The organism is Marinococcus sp. LNSP9103-4, assembly GCF_056034345.1.
Genome location: NZ_JBQLIA010000017.1, coordinates 58,319 through 70,738 on the forward strand (window position 1 = coordinate 58,319; position 12,420 = coordinate 70,738).

19 protein-coding genes and 1 tRNA gene are annotated in these 12,420 nt (G+C 46.7%); 7 read left to right on the plus strand and 13 right to left on the minus strand.

All coding sequences use genetic code 11. The annotated features are described in order from the left end of the window. The 5 genes from ACTRXG_RS11935 to ACTRXG_RS11955 form a co-directional block, all read right to left on the minus strand. Window positions 1-948 carry a YqaJ viral recombinase family nuclease gene (locus tag ACTRXG_RS11935; RefSeq protein WP_474285111.1) on the minus strand — a complete coding sequence of 316 codons (948 nt, stop codon included), beginning with the start codon at window positions 946-948 and terminating at the stop codon, window positions 1-3. Window positions 949-1,015: 67 nt separating this feature from the next. Next, window positions 1,016-1,183: a hypothetical protein gene (locus ACTRXG_RS11940; protein WP_474285112.1), complete on the minus strand. Its 168-nt coding sequence runs from the start codon at window positions 1,181-1,183 to the stop codon at window positions 1,016-1,018. Further along, window positions 1,180-1,500 (minus strand): hypothetical protein, encoded by a 321-nt coding sequence (locus tag ACTRXG_RS11945; protein ID WP_474285113.1) that lies wholly within the window; start codon window positions 1,498-1,500, stop codon window positions 1,180-1,182. The genes ACTRXG_RS11940 and ACTRXG_RS11945 overlap by 4 nt, the downstream gene beginning before the upstream one ends. A 364-nt stretch (window positions 1,501-1,864) precedes the next feature. Then, window positions 1,865-2,455 (minus strand): hypothetical protein, encoded by a 591-nt coding sequence (locus ACTRXG_RS11950; protein ID WP_474285114.1) that lies wholly within the window; start codon window positions 2,453-2,455, stop codon window positions 1,865-1,867. 47 nt (window positions 2,456-2,502) lie between these two features. After that, window positions 2,503-2,853 carry a hypothetical protein gene (locus ACTRXG_RS11955; RefSeq protein WP_474285115.1) on the minus strand — a complete coding sequence of 117 codons (351 nt, stop codon included), beginning with the start codon at window positions 2,851-2,853 and terminating at the stop codon, window positions 2,503-2,505. A 111-nt stretch (window positions 2,854-2,964) separates the two neighbouring features. Here ACTRXG_RS11955 and ACTRXG_RS11960 point away from each other — a divergent pair, with 111 nt between their 5' ends. After that, window positions 2,965-3,228 (plus strand): hypothetical protein, encoded by a 264-nt coding sequence (locus ACTRXG_RS11960; protein WP_474285116.1) that lies wholly within the window; start codon window positions 2,965-2,967, stop codon window positions 3,226-3,228. On the opposite strand, the gene ACTRXG_RS11965 is transcribed toward ACTRXG_RS11960, so the two are convergent. The 5 genes from ACTRXG_RS11965 to ACTRXG_RS11985 all read right to left on the minus strand — a co-directional run bounded on the left by ACTRXG_RS11965 (window position 3,225) and on the right by ACTRXG_RS11985 (window position 5,036). Beyond that, complete coding sequence (locus ACTRXG_RS11965) at window positions 3,225-3,383, minus strand: hypothetical protein (RefSeq protein ID WP_474285117.1); 159 nt, start codon at window positions 3,381-3,383, stop codon at window positions 3,225-3,227. The two genes, ACTRXG_RS11960 and ACTRXG_RS11965, sit on opposite strands and share 4 nt — an antisense overlap. Beyond that, complete coding sequence (locus ACTRXG_RS11970) at window positions 3,365-3,526, minus strand: hypothetical protein (protein ID WP_474285118.1); 162 nt, start codon at window positions 3,524-3,526, stop codon at window positions 3,365-3,367. The genes ACTRXG_RS11965 and ACTRXG_RS11970 overlap by 19 nt, the downstream gene beginning before the upstream one ends. Before the next feature lie 165 nt (window positions 3,527-3,691). Beyond that, window positions 3,692-4,012, minus strand: a complete 321-nt coding sequence (locus tag ACTRXG_RS11975) for a hypothetical protein (RefSeq protein ID WP_474285119.1) — start codon at window positions 4,010-4,012, stop codon at window positions 3,692-3,694. Between the two features lie 9 nt (window positions 4,013-4,021). Further along, window positions 4,022-4,795 (minus strand): phage antirepressor KilAC domain-containing protein, encoded by a 774-nt coding sequence (locus tag ACTRXG_RS11980; protein ID WP_474285120.1) that lies wholly within the window; start codon window positions 4,793-4,795, stop codon window positions 4,022-4,024. A 10-nt stretch (window positions 4,796-4,805) separates the two neighbouring features. Then, window positions 4,806-5,036, minus strand: a complete 231-nt coding sequence (locus ACTRXG_RS11985; protein WP_474285121.1) for a helix-turn-helix transcriptional regulator — start codon at window positions 5,034-5,036, stop codon at window positions 4,806-4,808. 158 nt (window positions 5,037-5,194) lie between these two features. Here ACTRXG_RS11985 and ACTRXG_RS11990 point away from each other — a divergent pair, with 158 nt between their 5' ends. The 5 genes from ACTRXG_RS11990 (at window position 5,195) to ACTRXG_RS12010 (ending at window position 8,530) form a co-directional block, all read left to right on the plus strand. After that, a complete protein-coding gene (locus tag ACTRXG_RS11990; RefSeq protein ID WP_474285122.1) occupies window positions 5,195-5,611 on the plus strand; it encodes a helix-turn-helix domain-containing protein in 417 nt (138 codons plus the stop codon). A gap of 85 nt (window positions 5,612-5,696) precedes the next feature. After that, window positions 5,697-6,512 (plus strand): DUF4352 domain-containing protein, encoded by an 816-nt coding sequence (locus ACTRXG_RS11995; protein ID WP_474285123.1) that lies wholly within the window; start codon window positions 5,697-5,699, stop codon window positions 6,510-6,512. A 13-nt stretch (window positions 6,513-6,525) separates the two neighbouring features. Further along, complete coding sequence (locus ACTRXG_RS12000) at window positions 6,526-6,882, plus strand: hypothetical protein (protein ID WP_474285124.1); 357 nt, start codon at window positions 6,526-6,528, stop codon at window positions 6,880-6,882. A 75-nt stretch (window positions 6,883-6,957) separates the two neighbouring features. Continuing rightward, window positions 6,958-7,428: an ImmA/IrrE family metallo-endopeptidase gene (locus ACTRXG_RS12005; RefSeq protein WP_474285125.1), complete on the plus strand. Its 471-nt coding sequence runs from the start codon at window positions 6,958-6,960 to the stop codon at window positions 7,426-7,428. Continuing rightward, complete coding sequence (locus ACTRXG_RS12010; protein ID WP_474285126.1) at window positions 7,412-8,530, plus strand: tyrosine-type recombinase/integrase; 1,119 nt, start codon at window positions 7,412-7,414, stop codon at window positions 8,528-8,530. The genes ACTRXG_RS12005 and ACTRXG_RS12010 overlap by 17 nt, the downstream gene beginning before the upstream one ends. A gap of 101 nt (window positions 8,531-8,631) precedes the next feature. On the opposite strand, the gene ACTRXG_RS12015 is transcribed toward ACTRXG_RS12010, so the two are convergent. The 3 genes from ACTRXG_RS12015 to yugI form a co-directional block, all read right to left on the minus strand. Beyond that, window positions 8,632-8,707: transfer RNA gene (locus tag ACTRXG_RS12015), tRNA-Ala, on the minus strand. Between the two features lie 135 nt (window positions 8,708-8,842). After that, window positions 8,843-10,201, minus strand: coding sequence for a glucose-6-phosphate isomerase (locus tag ACTRXG_RS12020; RefSeq protein WP_474285127.1), 1,359 nt, complete (start codon window positions 10,199-10,201; stop codon window positions 8,843-8,845). 170 nt (window positions 10,202-10,371) lie between these two features. Then, the gene (gene yugI, locus ACTRXG_RS12025; protein WP_079475578.1) at window positions 10,372-10,803 is read right to left on the minus strand and encodes a S1 domain-containing post-transcriptional regulator GSP13; all 432 of its coding nucleotides are present in this window, start codon (window positions 10,801-10,803) and stop codon (window positions 10,372-10,374) included. A 150-nt stretch (window positions 10,804-10,953) separates the two neighbouring features. Here yugI and ACTRXG_RS12030 point away from each other — a divergent pair, with 150 nt between their 5' ends. Next, complete coding sequence (locus ACTRXG_RS12030) at window positions 10,954-12,306, plus strand: sodium-dependent transporter (RefSeq protein WP_474279735.1); 1,353 nt, start codon at window positions 10,954-10,956, stop codon at window positions 12,304-12,306. The last annotated feature ends 114 nt before the right edge of the window (window positions 12,307-12,420 follow it).

Genomic DNA, 12,420 nt, shown 5'->3' on the forward strand with positions numbered 1-12,420 from the left:
TCACTCACTCCTTTTATAAACATTGAATGGTCGTGCTTTCGAAACTTTGCTGTATTCCTCATAGAGTTCCGGGCGTTCGGCTTTAAGCCGTTTACTGTCCACGGAGCGTCGTTCCTGCGTCTTCCAGGTGATCCGATGTTGGGAAAGGTAGCCGGTTTCGTATTCGCCCAACAGGTTTTTGAGTTGATTCTGCGCTTCATCTTTGCGTTTCTTGGCTTCCTGTTCATCGGCTTTTGCTTCTTCATACGTCTCAATAAGTTCGTCAGCGGTAGCGTCAAGGTCGATCTCGCTTTCTGGCTCCGCGTCCGGGTACATGGCGTTGAGTAAGTCCGTGGAAGCCTGGGAGCCATCGACAATCGGCGGGTTTTTGGCTAATACGTGATCGTTCCAGAACTCCCGGCCGATCTCGATAATCTGATCAATAATGAACTCGTCGCGCTCGATCTTTTTGTAGATGAATTTGTTACCGCCGACGAGTACCGCAATCCACCAGGCGTCGTACCCAAGCACCGCCATGTAATGCTGGCACTGGAGCAGGTAATTCATCGGGACGCTGTCGCCTTCCCATTCGCCTTTCAGGTACTCGGAGGCGGTCTTGCATTCCAGTCCTTCGTTGTGCCCCACTAGGACCCTATCCACATTGGCAAGCATCCACGGTTCGTCCGGGTGTTGCAGAATTTGATTCTTGCGGCGGGTTTTTAACCCTGTGCGCAACTCGAACTCTTTGGCGACGGTATCTTCCATCACGTTGCCCCAGTATGCCGCTTCTTCGTTCGCGAGTTGGGCTTCTGGTGCTTCTCCAACTTTCTCCATATACACCACGATGGGTGATTTCCATTTATTGAAGCCGGCGATGGAGGCAATGTCGCTGCCACCTACGCCCTGGCGTCTCTTTTCCAACCAAACCTCTCGATCCATACCGCTTGTTTTAGCGATGACATTACTCATAAGGGCCTCCTTGTGCTATAATCAAGCCATAGAATGTTTTCTGAACCTCCTGTGTCCGCAGGGGGTTTTATTTTTGTGCCATGCGCTCGTGGTTCAGCGTCACGTAGTTGTGCCATTGGTCTTTCGTGAAATGCACTTCCATCTTGGTCATGTTGATTTTTGCACCACACGCACTGACTCGCCATTGATCGAAAGCGTTGCGCGGGTATGGTAGCTTGCGGAAGACTTGGCTCATGTTCTCACCTCCTTGCCTTGCTGCAGGCGTTCCAACTTCTCCATGATCTCGCCCAGGTATTTAGCTTTATCGCCGTGCAATGGCGCTTCGTCTAAGCGTCGCTCATGCACCGCTTCGTGATAGGCGTCGTTAGCTTCGCGGTAGGCTTGCGTGATTTCAGCTTGCAGGGTGCTAAGCTGTTCGTTGAATTGTTCTGTGTCTCGAAGCACCTGCTCGTAAGTGACGGATTCACCTAAATGAAAGCCTGCCGATTTATCTCCTATTTTTTCGTTGGCTCTGTACATCCGCTTAATCCATGTCGCTCGTAGTTTCTCCATTTAGTTGTCCTCCTTACAATCTGCACATAATTGGTGTTCATCCGGTAGCAGGAAACATTCGCACTCCTGACAATGCTGCTCCCTCGGAGCCGGAGCTAGAAGACTATTGCCGGCCCTGCTGTTGTATCCATCATTCATCAAGTGCCCATACTGGCTTTCATGCGGTTCTAAGTCTTTTAACATATTTCTCCTCCTCAGGTTTTTTGCTATAATTGAGGTATTCCGAACTCTGGAATCCCTCTGAACGTCAGCTAACACCCATAGCTGGCGTTCTTTTATGCCGCGTACATAATGAATCCAATCGCCATCACCGCCAGATACACCAACATGTGATCTACGCTTGTGACCTTTCGCAGTACCTCTCTCATTGCATAACCTCTCCTTGTGGCTTTTCCTGCAGCCGGTTCGTGACCCGCTGTTGCTTGGTCCACAGTTCCTGCACTTCCTGAATGTCATAGCCCAGGTCGCGGGATGCCGCATAAAGCACACTGTGCACCGCCGGTATCAAATCCACTAAACTCCCTACCGCCCGTACAAAATCCGTATCGGCTTCAAACGCGCCTCCAGGCAGATGATTGTTATACGCCCGTTCCAAGATATGAATATCGGCCGTCGCTTCCTGGATCTGCTCCTGCATGTTGAGCAGCGTATTGCTAAAGCGACTGTTGAACTCCCGGCGGATCGGTGGCATGGCGACGGAAGCTAAATTCCATCGATACGAGATGATCTCCAGCAGTTCATAGTCTTTCGTGACTCGGGCCCAAGCACAAAGCAGCTGCACGTTCGGCAATGGTTTCGCTCCCCGTTCGACGGCGGAAATGTACGATTGATCGCAAATCCCCATTTTCGTTTCGTTGTAGAGGATGTCTGCCAGGGTGCTTTGGTACAGCTCCGCGTTCTCCCTCGCCTGTTTCAGCATTTTTCTTATGTCCTTTTCGTTATAGAGTGTGTTCATCTTGTTTTCCTCCTTTTGGTAATGGCTCACGGCCGGGCATACTAGACTTAGGAAATGCGGTCCCACTTGGCGATATCAAATTCTTGTGCTCGTTCTTCACGCTTCTGCTCGTCTTTCGGAAACAGCCATTCGATCAGCTGGTCCCGGTGAATCCGCGGGGTGCTTTCGCCGATCTCCCGTGATACCGGAAAGCCCTCCCGGTGATTTAAGAGCTCGCTGGCCCGATTGGCATTGATGCCCAGGAAGTTCATGAGGTCCCGACGGGTCATCACTTCCGGCATCTGCGATTCCAACTGCATCTGCCGCATGGCGTCCCGAACTTCGGTTTTGATCGCGGTCTGAATGAATTCTTGCAGCATCTCTCGATCGTTCTTAGTTAATTCAAACTGCATTTTCATGGGGCAACCTCCTGTGAGTAATAGTTAATGATGCTTTGTTCTTGAAACGTTGGTACTGGTAGGAACTTCCTTCTTCCGTCCCGAAATGGGTTCGAGGAAGGAGGTGGAAAAATGATCTTTTTTGTGAGTTTTGATCGATTCTCTGTTAGCACTCTGGAATTGATGGAACACTTGACTAAAATTGGCGATGTGACGAATTTTGAATTTGGCGTCCTCGTTTACACTCAAGAAGATATGGGTTTTAAAAAATTCACTTCTTATTTGCCGAATTTTCAAAGTAAAGACCTTTATTTCATCACTAAATTCGATCAAGAATCTGGATACGCTAGCAATCTTTCTGATGAAATACAGGATTGGATTAAATCCAGGCGTTAGGTTTTATGACTGAATCCATCTAAAATGGTGGTTTTGGCATCTGGTCCATTGATGAACATTGTGCCTTGTTGTTCTGTTTGTTTTTTATTGGCTACTATCTTTGCTGTTGTGGCTGCAACGGCGATGGTGGTGGCTACTAAGATAAAACTTCGCATGTTGGCTCCTCCTCAATAACTTTTAATTCGTGAAAGACTCCGGTTCGTTCCGTTCGTTCGATTAATGCTTGATAGGCTTCCGCTGGCGATTCATATTCTTCCATCAGAATGCCCTGGTAGTAGATGCCATATCGTCGGTTCACGTTGCTCCACTCCTTAATAAGATTTGGGCTTTCCATTCGTGATTGCAGCTGTGGCAGCGATACGTCACGTTGGCGATATGAGGATTGACTTCTTCATCCTCCATCGTCCAGTTCCGATCGCCGCACTGGCTGCATGCTGTGATGTTGATTTCCATGACGGCTCCTTTAATGGATAATTTGAATGGCAATGTAATGAAGTGGATATTTTTCGCGAACGATCATCACGCTCGGATCACCTCTACCGCCAAAGTTGGCATAAAACTCGAAATCTTCGTTGCTGCATGAGATCAAATAATCATTGGTGGAAATGTTGAACAGTTCTTCCCCTTCAAATTCATCCAGGTAAATGTTTTCGTGAGTTACACTCAAACTGATGAAAGGCACTTCCTGATCGAAGTAGGCTTCGATTTCTAACTTGTGTCCTTGATACTCGTCTAACAGGCCTTTTACATCCTGCGTGCTGCAATTCATTAAAGTGGTGGTCATAGCGTCCTCCTATTTCACTAAGGTGAGTTGCTGGTTCTCGCGTTCAATGACAGGAACGATGTTCAGTTCTTCTTTCAAAAGCTCGTAAATGAATTTTTTACCTTTTTGTGTCCAGTACAGGTGCGGTTTTGCTTTCGTTGGTGCATAAGGTTGAGTTTTGGAATGGGCATAACCTTTGTCTTGATACTTGTGATAAAGATTCCACATGCCGCTTCGGTGGTATTGCACGCCCAATTCATTCAATTTCTTATTAAGCGTTTGTGCGCCCCATCCGTAATCTTTAGCAATCTGAGTGACGGATAATAAATTATCTGCTTGCAATGCCACATCGTGATAAGCGGCTTTCGGTGCAGCTTCGTTGTATTTAAACTCTAGTTGTTCCTTTTCTTCTTGCTCTTGGATCCATCTTTGCGCTCGTTCTTTTGGATCTTCGATCATGTAAGATGGACGGTCGTTTAAGAGAAGATGCTCTTCCATTTCTTCAAACTTCTTAACGTAGACGGCGGTGAACATAATGCCTTTTTCTCCAGTGACTTTGTTTGCTACCATGTCGCATCCGCGCTTTGTTAATAGATATTTTTTGTATTTTCGGTTATTGCCAGCCATATATTCGCTGTCTAAGAAGTAATCCGCATAATCCAAATCTGGATTTTCTTTAATCACGCTGACGTAATAGTCAATGTCGCGAATTAAATGAAAATGCTGGCGGTCGATCATTTCGGCAATGTCCCGGCTGTCTGCTAATGCCTTTCCATCAATGGAAACTAATTTCAGTTCGTTCATGATTACCTCCTTACGACGGCTGTTTTTTATTCATAATGTGTAAATCTTCTTCAAAAAAAATTTCTTCGACATCTACATTCAATTCTTTGGATATCGCTAGTGCTCTTTTTAAAGTAGGCTGCACTCTGCCCATTTCTATATTAGCGTAACCGCTAGGGTTCTTGAATCCTAAGCTTTTAGCCATATGCGTTTGAGTTATTCCCTTTTCAATTCTCACTTCTCTCAGATGCTTCCGAACCATTATGAACACCTCCTTTTTACACTGTATGTGTAAGTTGATAATTTAATTATATTTACACAAAAAGTGTAAGTCAACACTTTTTTATTCTTTTTGTGTAAAAAATTATTTTCTCTGTGTAAAAATGCTAAACTATAAATAACTAAAGGGGATAAACGAGGGTGGAAATATTGACTGAGAACATATTAGGAGAACGCCTGAAACAATTAAGGGAACAACGAGGCTGGTCTAAAACGTTTGTGGCTAAAAGACTAGGATATTCAGCGGCTTCCACTTATGCCAATTGGGAGTACGGCTATCGAAACCCTGATACAGAATCCATTAGTAAATTGGCTGATATTTATGATTGCACTACAGATTTTTTATTGGGCCGCTCTGATAACAGAAACTTAACTAAAGAAGATGAAGAGTTTAGAGAAAAACATAACCTTGATGAAGGGGTCAAAGAGGTAATGTTCCGGGATATGAAAGAACAGCTGAAGGACTATTCCGAGGAAGAAGTCGAAGAAATGCTGGAGTGGATGAAGTTTAAAGCGGAGCAAAATAGAAAGAAACGGGAACGACATAAAGGAGAATAACCTTTAGATAATAATTGCTTGTAGGACTATATGCTGATACACTAAAGAAGATTCAACAATTTACATATCTAGGGGGAAATTCCATATGGGGGAAGAAAACAAAAAATGGTATCACAAAGTACCGGGTTATCGTTCAGGGAAGCGATGGAAGCAGATTTTAGCAACGGCGGTGTACGGTGTCTTTGGTTTAGGTGTCATCGGGGGTGTTACCGGCGCTGGGGACGAAGAACCCGCCGAAGTAGCTGAGGAAGTAACGACCGAAGAAGCGGAAGCAGATACCGAATCATCGGCAGATACTACGGAGGACGCGCAAAAGGAAGAAGAATTGGCTCAGAAAGAAAAAGAACTTGAAGAGAAAGAACAAGCATTAGAAGAGCAGCAATCAGACGAGGAGGCTGCTTCAGAAAGCAATGAGGAAAGTGAAGGTTCGGAAGAAACGGAAAATGAAGCACCTGAACAACAAGAAGAGTCTTCTTCGTCCAACGGTCTAGGCGATACCGTAGACGTAGGAGCTGTCTCTTTCCAAATCGATGACGTTTCTACCACGTCTACGGTTGGAAGTGAATATCTGTCAGAAACCGCCGACGGCACGTATATAGTATTAGACGTTACTTATATGAACAACGGCGATGAGGCTGCTACGATGGATTCTTCACAAATTAAACTAAAACAAGATGGCAAAACGTATGAGTCTGATTCTACGGCGACTACTTATGCCAATTCTTCCGATGATCCTAGCGACGCAGCGGATTTTTTCCTTTCTGAAGTGAATCCAGGCTCTTCGCTTGAGGGTAACGTTGTTTTTGACGTAACAGATGAAGTGGCGGAAGCGGACCATTTAGAAGCAGAAGTAGCAGAGGGATTCTTCGGCACAAACACAGCAAGCATTACATTGAAATAGGGGCGGGTCTTCCATGAAATTAATTTTAGGTATTTTATCCATTATTTTATCAATCATTGTCTTTTTTCAGTCCCTTGTAGCCATGTTAGGAGACGCGCTTGAAGACGTGGGCGGTGTCGGCGGCTTTGCCGGCGTGCTCGTGTCGATTGCGATGCTTGTAGCCGGGATTGTTGCTTTGGCTGGCGGAAAAAGCCGAGGCACGCACATGACCGCAGCAATTTTCTGGTTACTCGCCGGATTGCTTGGGTTTATGCTTGCTGGCAATTATGGCGATTTGAATATTTGGTCTACCGTTTGTATCATTTTTGCTGTCTTACATTACGTTTTCGTGGTTCGCAAGCTCGGCAAAGCAAAAGCAGCAGTATCATAAAAATAGTCCTGCCACCGCGCAGGGCTTTTCTTTTAAAGATAAAAAGAACATATGTTCTTATAACAGGGGGATAATATGTATTCACTCACCTATTTGGAAGACTATGTAGAAGAATTGCACCAGGGATTGAACCACGCTATTGCTGCAGATATTCATGAAACACGGATTGCGGAAGAGTTAAATATCGAGGTGGAGTACAATGCTCCGTTCGACGCTTCCATGGATCGAACGATTTTTCTCTCGTCGGACTGCCCGAAACAAATACGCCTAGCGTTTGCTCATGAGCTGGCTCATGTTCGGTGGGATACCGATGACCAGTGGGCTCTCTCCCCTTCGTTCAAACAGTACATTGAAGAGAAGGCGAATCACTTTGCGGTGTATTTTTGTTTGCCAGCCTACATGATATTTGAATATGACCTGCAGGATCCGGGGGCTTTACAGATGTTATCGGATGAGTTTGTGGTACCTGTGGATATTGTAACCGAACGCATGAAACAAATATGGATCCGGGAAAGGGAGGCGACGGCCAGTGCGTGGGCATATTAGAAAACGGGGATCGAAGTACGTGATTGTGGTGGATGTCGGCTACCACGCCAATGGGAAACGGAAGCAGAAGTGGTTCAGCGGGTATGCCACCAAAGCGGCAGCGGAAAAAGATTTGCCGGGGTTGGTCCAGAAGCTGCAGGAAGGCACCTACGTCGAACCATCGACCATGGCGCTGGAGAAATACCTGGAGCACTGGTATCAGATTAAAGTGGATAGCGTGGCTGCGAGCACCGCGAAACTGTATACCTCGCTCATCAATAAACAGATTACTCCGTTCATCGGGCATATCCCGCTGCATCAATTGAAGCCGATGCATATCGAGAAGCTGTATCAGACCCTGCGGAACGAGGAAGGGTTAAGCGGCACTACCGTGAATAAAGTTCATGGGCTCTTACGGAAAGCGTTGGACGATGCCTATAAGAAGAATTATGTGATTGATAACGCCGCGTTGAAAGTGGATCCACCGAAGCGTAGCGATAAAGAAATGGCGTATTGGACCAAAGAAGAATCCCGGCTCTTTCTGGATGCCATTCAAGATGATTCGCACTACCTCTTCTTTTTTCTGGCCTTGGCTACGGGTATGCGCCCGGGAGAGATTTTAGGATTGAAGTGGGAAGATGTGGATACGGAGGAGCAGCAGTTGTACGTGCGCCGGACCCTCTCGCGAGAAATGGAGCTGAAAGCACCGAAAACGAAAACGTCGCAGCGGGTGATCAGTCTGGATGAGCATACGATGTCAGCGTTAAAAAAGCATGGGCTCCAGCAGAAAGAAATGAAAATGCGAAACAAAAAGATTTATACGGAGCAGGGACTGATCTTTGCGACGTCGAATGGCACACCGATCAGCCACCGCAATATCCTTCGCACCTGGTATCGGCGAACGAAGCCCTTGTTTGAAGCCGAGGCAGTCCGTCCGATTCGCATGTACGATCTCCGACACACGCATGCCTCCTTGTTATTAAAAGCTAACGTGCATCCGAAGATTGTGAGCGAACGGCTGGGTCACTCGTCCGTGCGCATGACTCTGGACACTTATTCCCATGTTATCCCCAGTCTGCAGAAAGAAGTAGCGGAGAAATTTGGAAATGCTTTATTCGGATAAAGGTTTGTATTTTGTTTGCAAGTGACCTCTTACCATGTAAATAAAAAACGACACCGGGGCGAGAAGTAGTCCTCAAACCGGCGTCGTTGACGTAGTATGTATGGTGGAGCCTAGCGGGATCGAACCGCTGACCTCTTGGCTGCCAGCCAAGCGCTCTCCCGGCTGAGCTAAGGCCCCATATTTTTGCTGATAAAATATCAGCCGACAAGAAATATTGTACCTTGTGTGTCTCTGTCTGACAAGTCCTTTTTTCACGTTTTTGTGTAACTTTGTAAAAAAGATGGCCTGCCCGCGGGCAGGCCCATTTTCTGCTTACTCTTCACTCAGCCTCGTTTCAAGTGCTGTCTGGCGTTCTTCAAATCCCGGTTTGCCGAGAAGGGCAAACATGTTCTTTTTATACGCTTCCACTCCCGGCTGGTCAAATGGATTGACACCGAGCATATAGCCACTCACAGCGCACGCTTTTTCGAAGAAATAAACGAGATATCCGAAGTAATACTCATTCCATTCCGGAATATCAATAATAATATTTGGAACGCCGCCGTCAGTGTGGGCAAGAAGCGTTCCTTCGAAGGCTTTCTCGTTGACGAAGCCCATCGTTTCTCCTGATAAATAATTTAAGCCGTCCAGGTCATCATCAGTGTTTTTCAATTCCAGAGCGCTCCCTGCATCCTGAATATGAAGTACTGTTTCGAGCAAATGACGCCGGCCTTCCTGGATGTACTGCCCCATCGAGTGCAAATCTGTTGAGAAATCGACTGCAGCAGGAAATAATCCTTTGCCGTCTTTGCCTTCGCTTTCCCCGTACAGCTGCTTCCACCATTCAGATACAAAGTGCATGTGCGGCTCATAGTTTACCAGCAGTTCAATGGCTTTTCCTTTCTGATACGCAGCGTAGCGGATAGCAGCATAACGGTAGGCCGAGTTTTCTTTTACACTCTGAAGCTTGCCAGCCTCCATGGCTGCAGCCGCTCCGTGCATCATCTTTTCCACGTCCAGGCCTGCTGCCGCGATAGGAAGAAGCCCTACGGCTGTAAGAACGGAATAACGGCCGCCGACGTCATCCGGCACGACGAATGTTTCGTAGCCCTTTTCGTCAGCCAGCGTTTTTAAAGCACCTTTGCTTTTATCTGTCGTAGCGTAAATTCTTGAAGCCGCTTCCTCTGCCCCGTATTTATTCTCGAGCCAGTCCCGGAACACCCGGAATGCAAGAGCCGGTTCTGTTGTAGTGCCGGACTTTGAAATAACATTCACCGAAACGTCCTTGCCCTCCACCATTTCAAGAAGGTCATGCATGTAGCGCTGACTGATCTGGTGGCCGGCGAAATAAATTTCCGGGCCGTTCCGTTTAGAGCCGTCGAGCTGGTTGCGGAATGAATGACTCAAGCTGTCAATGGCCGCCTTCGCCCCAAGGTAGGAGCCCCCAATACCGATTACAATCAGCACATCTGAATCCTTTTTAATTTTTTCGGCTGCCTGCTGGATGCGGGAGAATTCTTCTTTGTCGTATGTATCGGGAAGATCAACCCATCCGAGATATTCCGAGCCAGCCCCGGTTTTTTCATGAATCATGCGATGGGCCGTTTCCACCATCGGCTGCAGCTGCTCAATCTCATGCTCTGATATTTCCTGAGAAATATTTTTGCTGTTAACTTCAATTTGCTTTGCCATGTTATTACTGCCTCCCTTAAATATGTTTTACGTTTTCTCCGCCTCTGTAACCCTTCTCTATTATAAAGAAAAACCCGGGCGCCCGCAAAACGTTCTTCAAACACCTGTACCCGTTTCAACCATATAAAAAAACCGCCGCTCGAAAGCGACGGTTCTTAAAGCGGGGATCATTATTTCCGTACCCGCTTATTCAGATCTGCCTGAATTTCATTGGATTGCTTCAGCCAGTCTTTTAATTTATCTTCAAGAGTATTAAATCCCTGAGTGTCGTTATTACTCTGCTGGGCTGGACGGCCGCTGCTTTTGCTTTGACGCGGAGCCTGGCTCTGCGGACGGCTTTCGCTTTTTTCCGGTGCCGGAAGGGTGTCCCGGATGGAAAGAGAAATCTTTCCTGATTCCTGATCGACGGATTTGATTTTCACTTTAACTTCATCGCCTACTGACAGTGCTTCGTTAATATCCTTAACGTAGCCGTGGGCGATTTCAGAAATGTGAACCAATCCTTGTTTATTTCCGTCGAGCGCAACGAACGCGCCGAATGGTTTAATTCCCGTTACTTTCCCCTCGACGATTGCGCCTACTTCATATTGCTGTACTGACATTCAAACAACTCCTATAACTTTTTATTAACTTTCAAATTATAGCATTATTTTCGAAATTCGGCAATCGATAAACTCACGGCCTATTCTTGACAAAAGTCCCACATGTTCGGTACTTTAAAGGAATAAATTAATTTTAAGGAGGAACCTACTATGAGCCAACCACGTGAACAGTGGGGGACGAGGCTTGGGTTCGTATTAGCAGCAGCCGGATCTGCCATTGGTCTGGGCGCTGTCTGGCGTCTGCCGTATGTTGCAGGCACCAGCGGCGGCGGGGCTTTTTTTCTGATTTTTGTTGCTTTTACGCTCATTCTCGGAACCGCTTTATTAATAGCTGAATTTGTGGTCGGGCGCCGCACCCAAAAACCGCCGGTCCCCGCCTATAAAACTATTGCGCCGAATACCCCCTGGTTTTTTAACGGTATCATGGGCATGATCTGTGCTATTTTAATTTTATCCTTTTATTCCGTTGTCGGCGGATGGATTATTATTTACTTTGTCCGGAGCCTTGGAGGTCTTGCAAGTGGAGGGACAGATTACGAGGCTCTGTTTGGCTCGATTATTTCCAACCCCTGGGAAGTAGGCATTGCGCACCTTGCCTTTATGCTGATTACGATTCTTGTCGTACAGGGCGGCGTGCGTAAAGGTATCGAACGGACGACCAACTGGATGATGCCTGCACTGTTTATTTTATTTATTGTGCTTGTAATCCGCTCGCTCACCCTTGAAGGAGCCGGCGAGGGTATTGCTTTCTTTTTGCAGCCCGACTTCAGTGCAGTCACAGGCACCACGATTCTATTTGCCCTTGGTCAGGCGTTTTTCTCCCTCAGCCTCGGTAACTCTGTGATGGCTACATACAGCTCCTACCTTCCGAAGGAAAAGAGTCTGGTTAACTCAGCGTTTTCTATCGTCGTATTGACGATTGTCATTTCACTGCTTTCCGGGCTTGCGATTTTCCCAGGAGTGTTCGCTTTTGATATACCACCGGATGCCGGGCCGAATTTGATCTTTATTGTACTTCCGGCAGTGTTTGAGCAACTTGCACTTGGTTCGCTGTTCTTTACGCTGTTTATGCTTCTGCTCATCTTTGCTACGTTAACCTCGGCGTTTTCCCTGCTCGAGATTATTGTCTCTTCAGTGTCTTATAAACGCCCGGACAGCCGCGGACGTACAGCCTGGGTCGTTGGTATTCTGATTTTCGTTCTCGGCATTCCGTCGAACCTGTCATACGGACTGCTATCCGACTGGCTGATTTTCGGCAATACCTTCTTTGATTCCATCGACATTCTGACAAGCAATTTTCTGCTTCCCCTCGGGGCGTTGATTGTTTCTCTGTTTCTCCCATTAAAAATTAAGAAAGCAGACCTTCGTGATGAAGTGATGCGCGGATCTGCGATGGGAAATGGTGTATTTCTCATCTGGTTTACCATCATTCGTTACATCGCCCCTGTGGCGATTATCATCGTATTCATTAACTCACTTATTGGCCTGTTTACAGGAGCCTAAAAAAAGCAGCCCGCGGGCTGCTTTTTTTACAGATTGCTGAGAAACAAAATAAAAGCGTCATGTTTGTTCGTGGATCGTTCGATCCACGTTCTTTTTTGGCTGGTGCCTCAAAAA

Excerpts from the sequence above, each read along its gene's own strand:
- ACTRXG_RS11935 (WP_474285111.1), bottom strand. The coding sequence starts at position 948 with ATGAGTAATGTCATCGCTAAAACAAGCGGTATGGATCGAGAGGTTTGG.
- ACTRXG_RS11940 (WP_474285112.1), bottom strand. The coding sequence starts at position 1,183 with ATGAGCCAAGTCTTCCGCAAGCTACCATACCCGCGCAACGCTTTCGAT.
- ACTRXG_RS11945 (WP_474285113.1), bottom strand. The coding sequence starts at position 1,500 with ATGGAGAAACTACGAGCGACATGGATTAAGCGGATGTACAGAGCCAAC.
- ACTRXG_RS11950 (WP_474285114.1), bottom strand. The coding sequence starts at position 2,455 with ATGAACACACTCTATAACGAAAAGGACATAAGAAAAATGCTGAAACAG.
- ACTRXG_RS11955 (WP_474285115.1), bottom strand. The coding sequence starts at position 2,853 with ATGAAAATGCAGTTTGAATTAACTAAGAACGATCGAGAGATGCTGCAA.
- ACTRXG_RS11960 (WP_474285116.1), top strand. The coding sequence starts at position 2,965 with ATGATCTTTTTTGTGAGTTTTGATCGATTCTCTGTTAGCACTCTGGAA.
- ACTRXG_RS11965 (WP_474285117.1), bottom strand. The coding sequence starts at position 3,383 with ATGCGAAGTTTTATCTTAGTAGCCACCACCATCGCCGTTGCAGCCACA.
- ACTRXG_RS11975 (WP_474285119.1), bottom strand. The coding sequence starts at position 4,012 with ATGACCACCACTTTAATGAATTGCAGCACGCAGGATGTAAAAGGCCTG.
- ACTRXG_RS11980 (WP_474285120.1), bottom strand. The coding sequence starts at position 4,795 with ATGAACGAACTGAAATTAGTTTCCATTGATGGAAAGGCATTAGCAGAC.
- ACTRXG_RS11985 (WP_474285121.1), bottom strand. The coding sequence starts at position 5,036 with ATGGTTCGGAAGCATCTGAGAGAAGTGAGAATTGAAAAGGGAATAACT.
- ACTRXG_RS11995 (WP_474285123.1), top strand. The coding sequence starts at position 5,697 with ATGGGGGAAGAAAACAAAAAATGGTATCACAAAGTACCGGGTTATCGT.
- ACTRXG_RS12000 (WP_474285124.1), top strand. The coding sequence starts at position 6,526 with ATGAAATTAATTTTAGGTATTTTATCCATTATTTTATCAATCATTGTC.
- ACTRXG_RS12005 (WP_474285125.1), top strand. The coding sequence starts at position 6,958 with ATGTATTCACTCACCTATTTGGAAGACTATGTAGAAGAATTGCACCAG.
- ACTRXG_RS12020 (WP_474285127.1), bottom strand. The coding sequence starts at position 10,201 with ATGGCAAAGCAAATTGAAGTTAACAGCAAAAATATTTCTCAGGAAATA.
- yugI (WP_079475578.1), bottom strand. The coding sequence starts at position 10,803 with ATGTCAGTACAGCAATATGAAGTAGGCGCAATCGTCGAGGGGAAAGTA.
- ACTRXG_RS12030 (WP_474279735.1), top strand. The coding sequence starts at position 10,954 with ATGAGCCAACCACGTGAACAGTGGGGGACGAGGCTTGGGTTCGTATTA.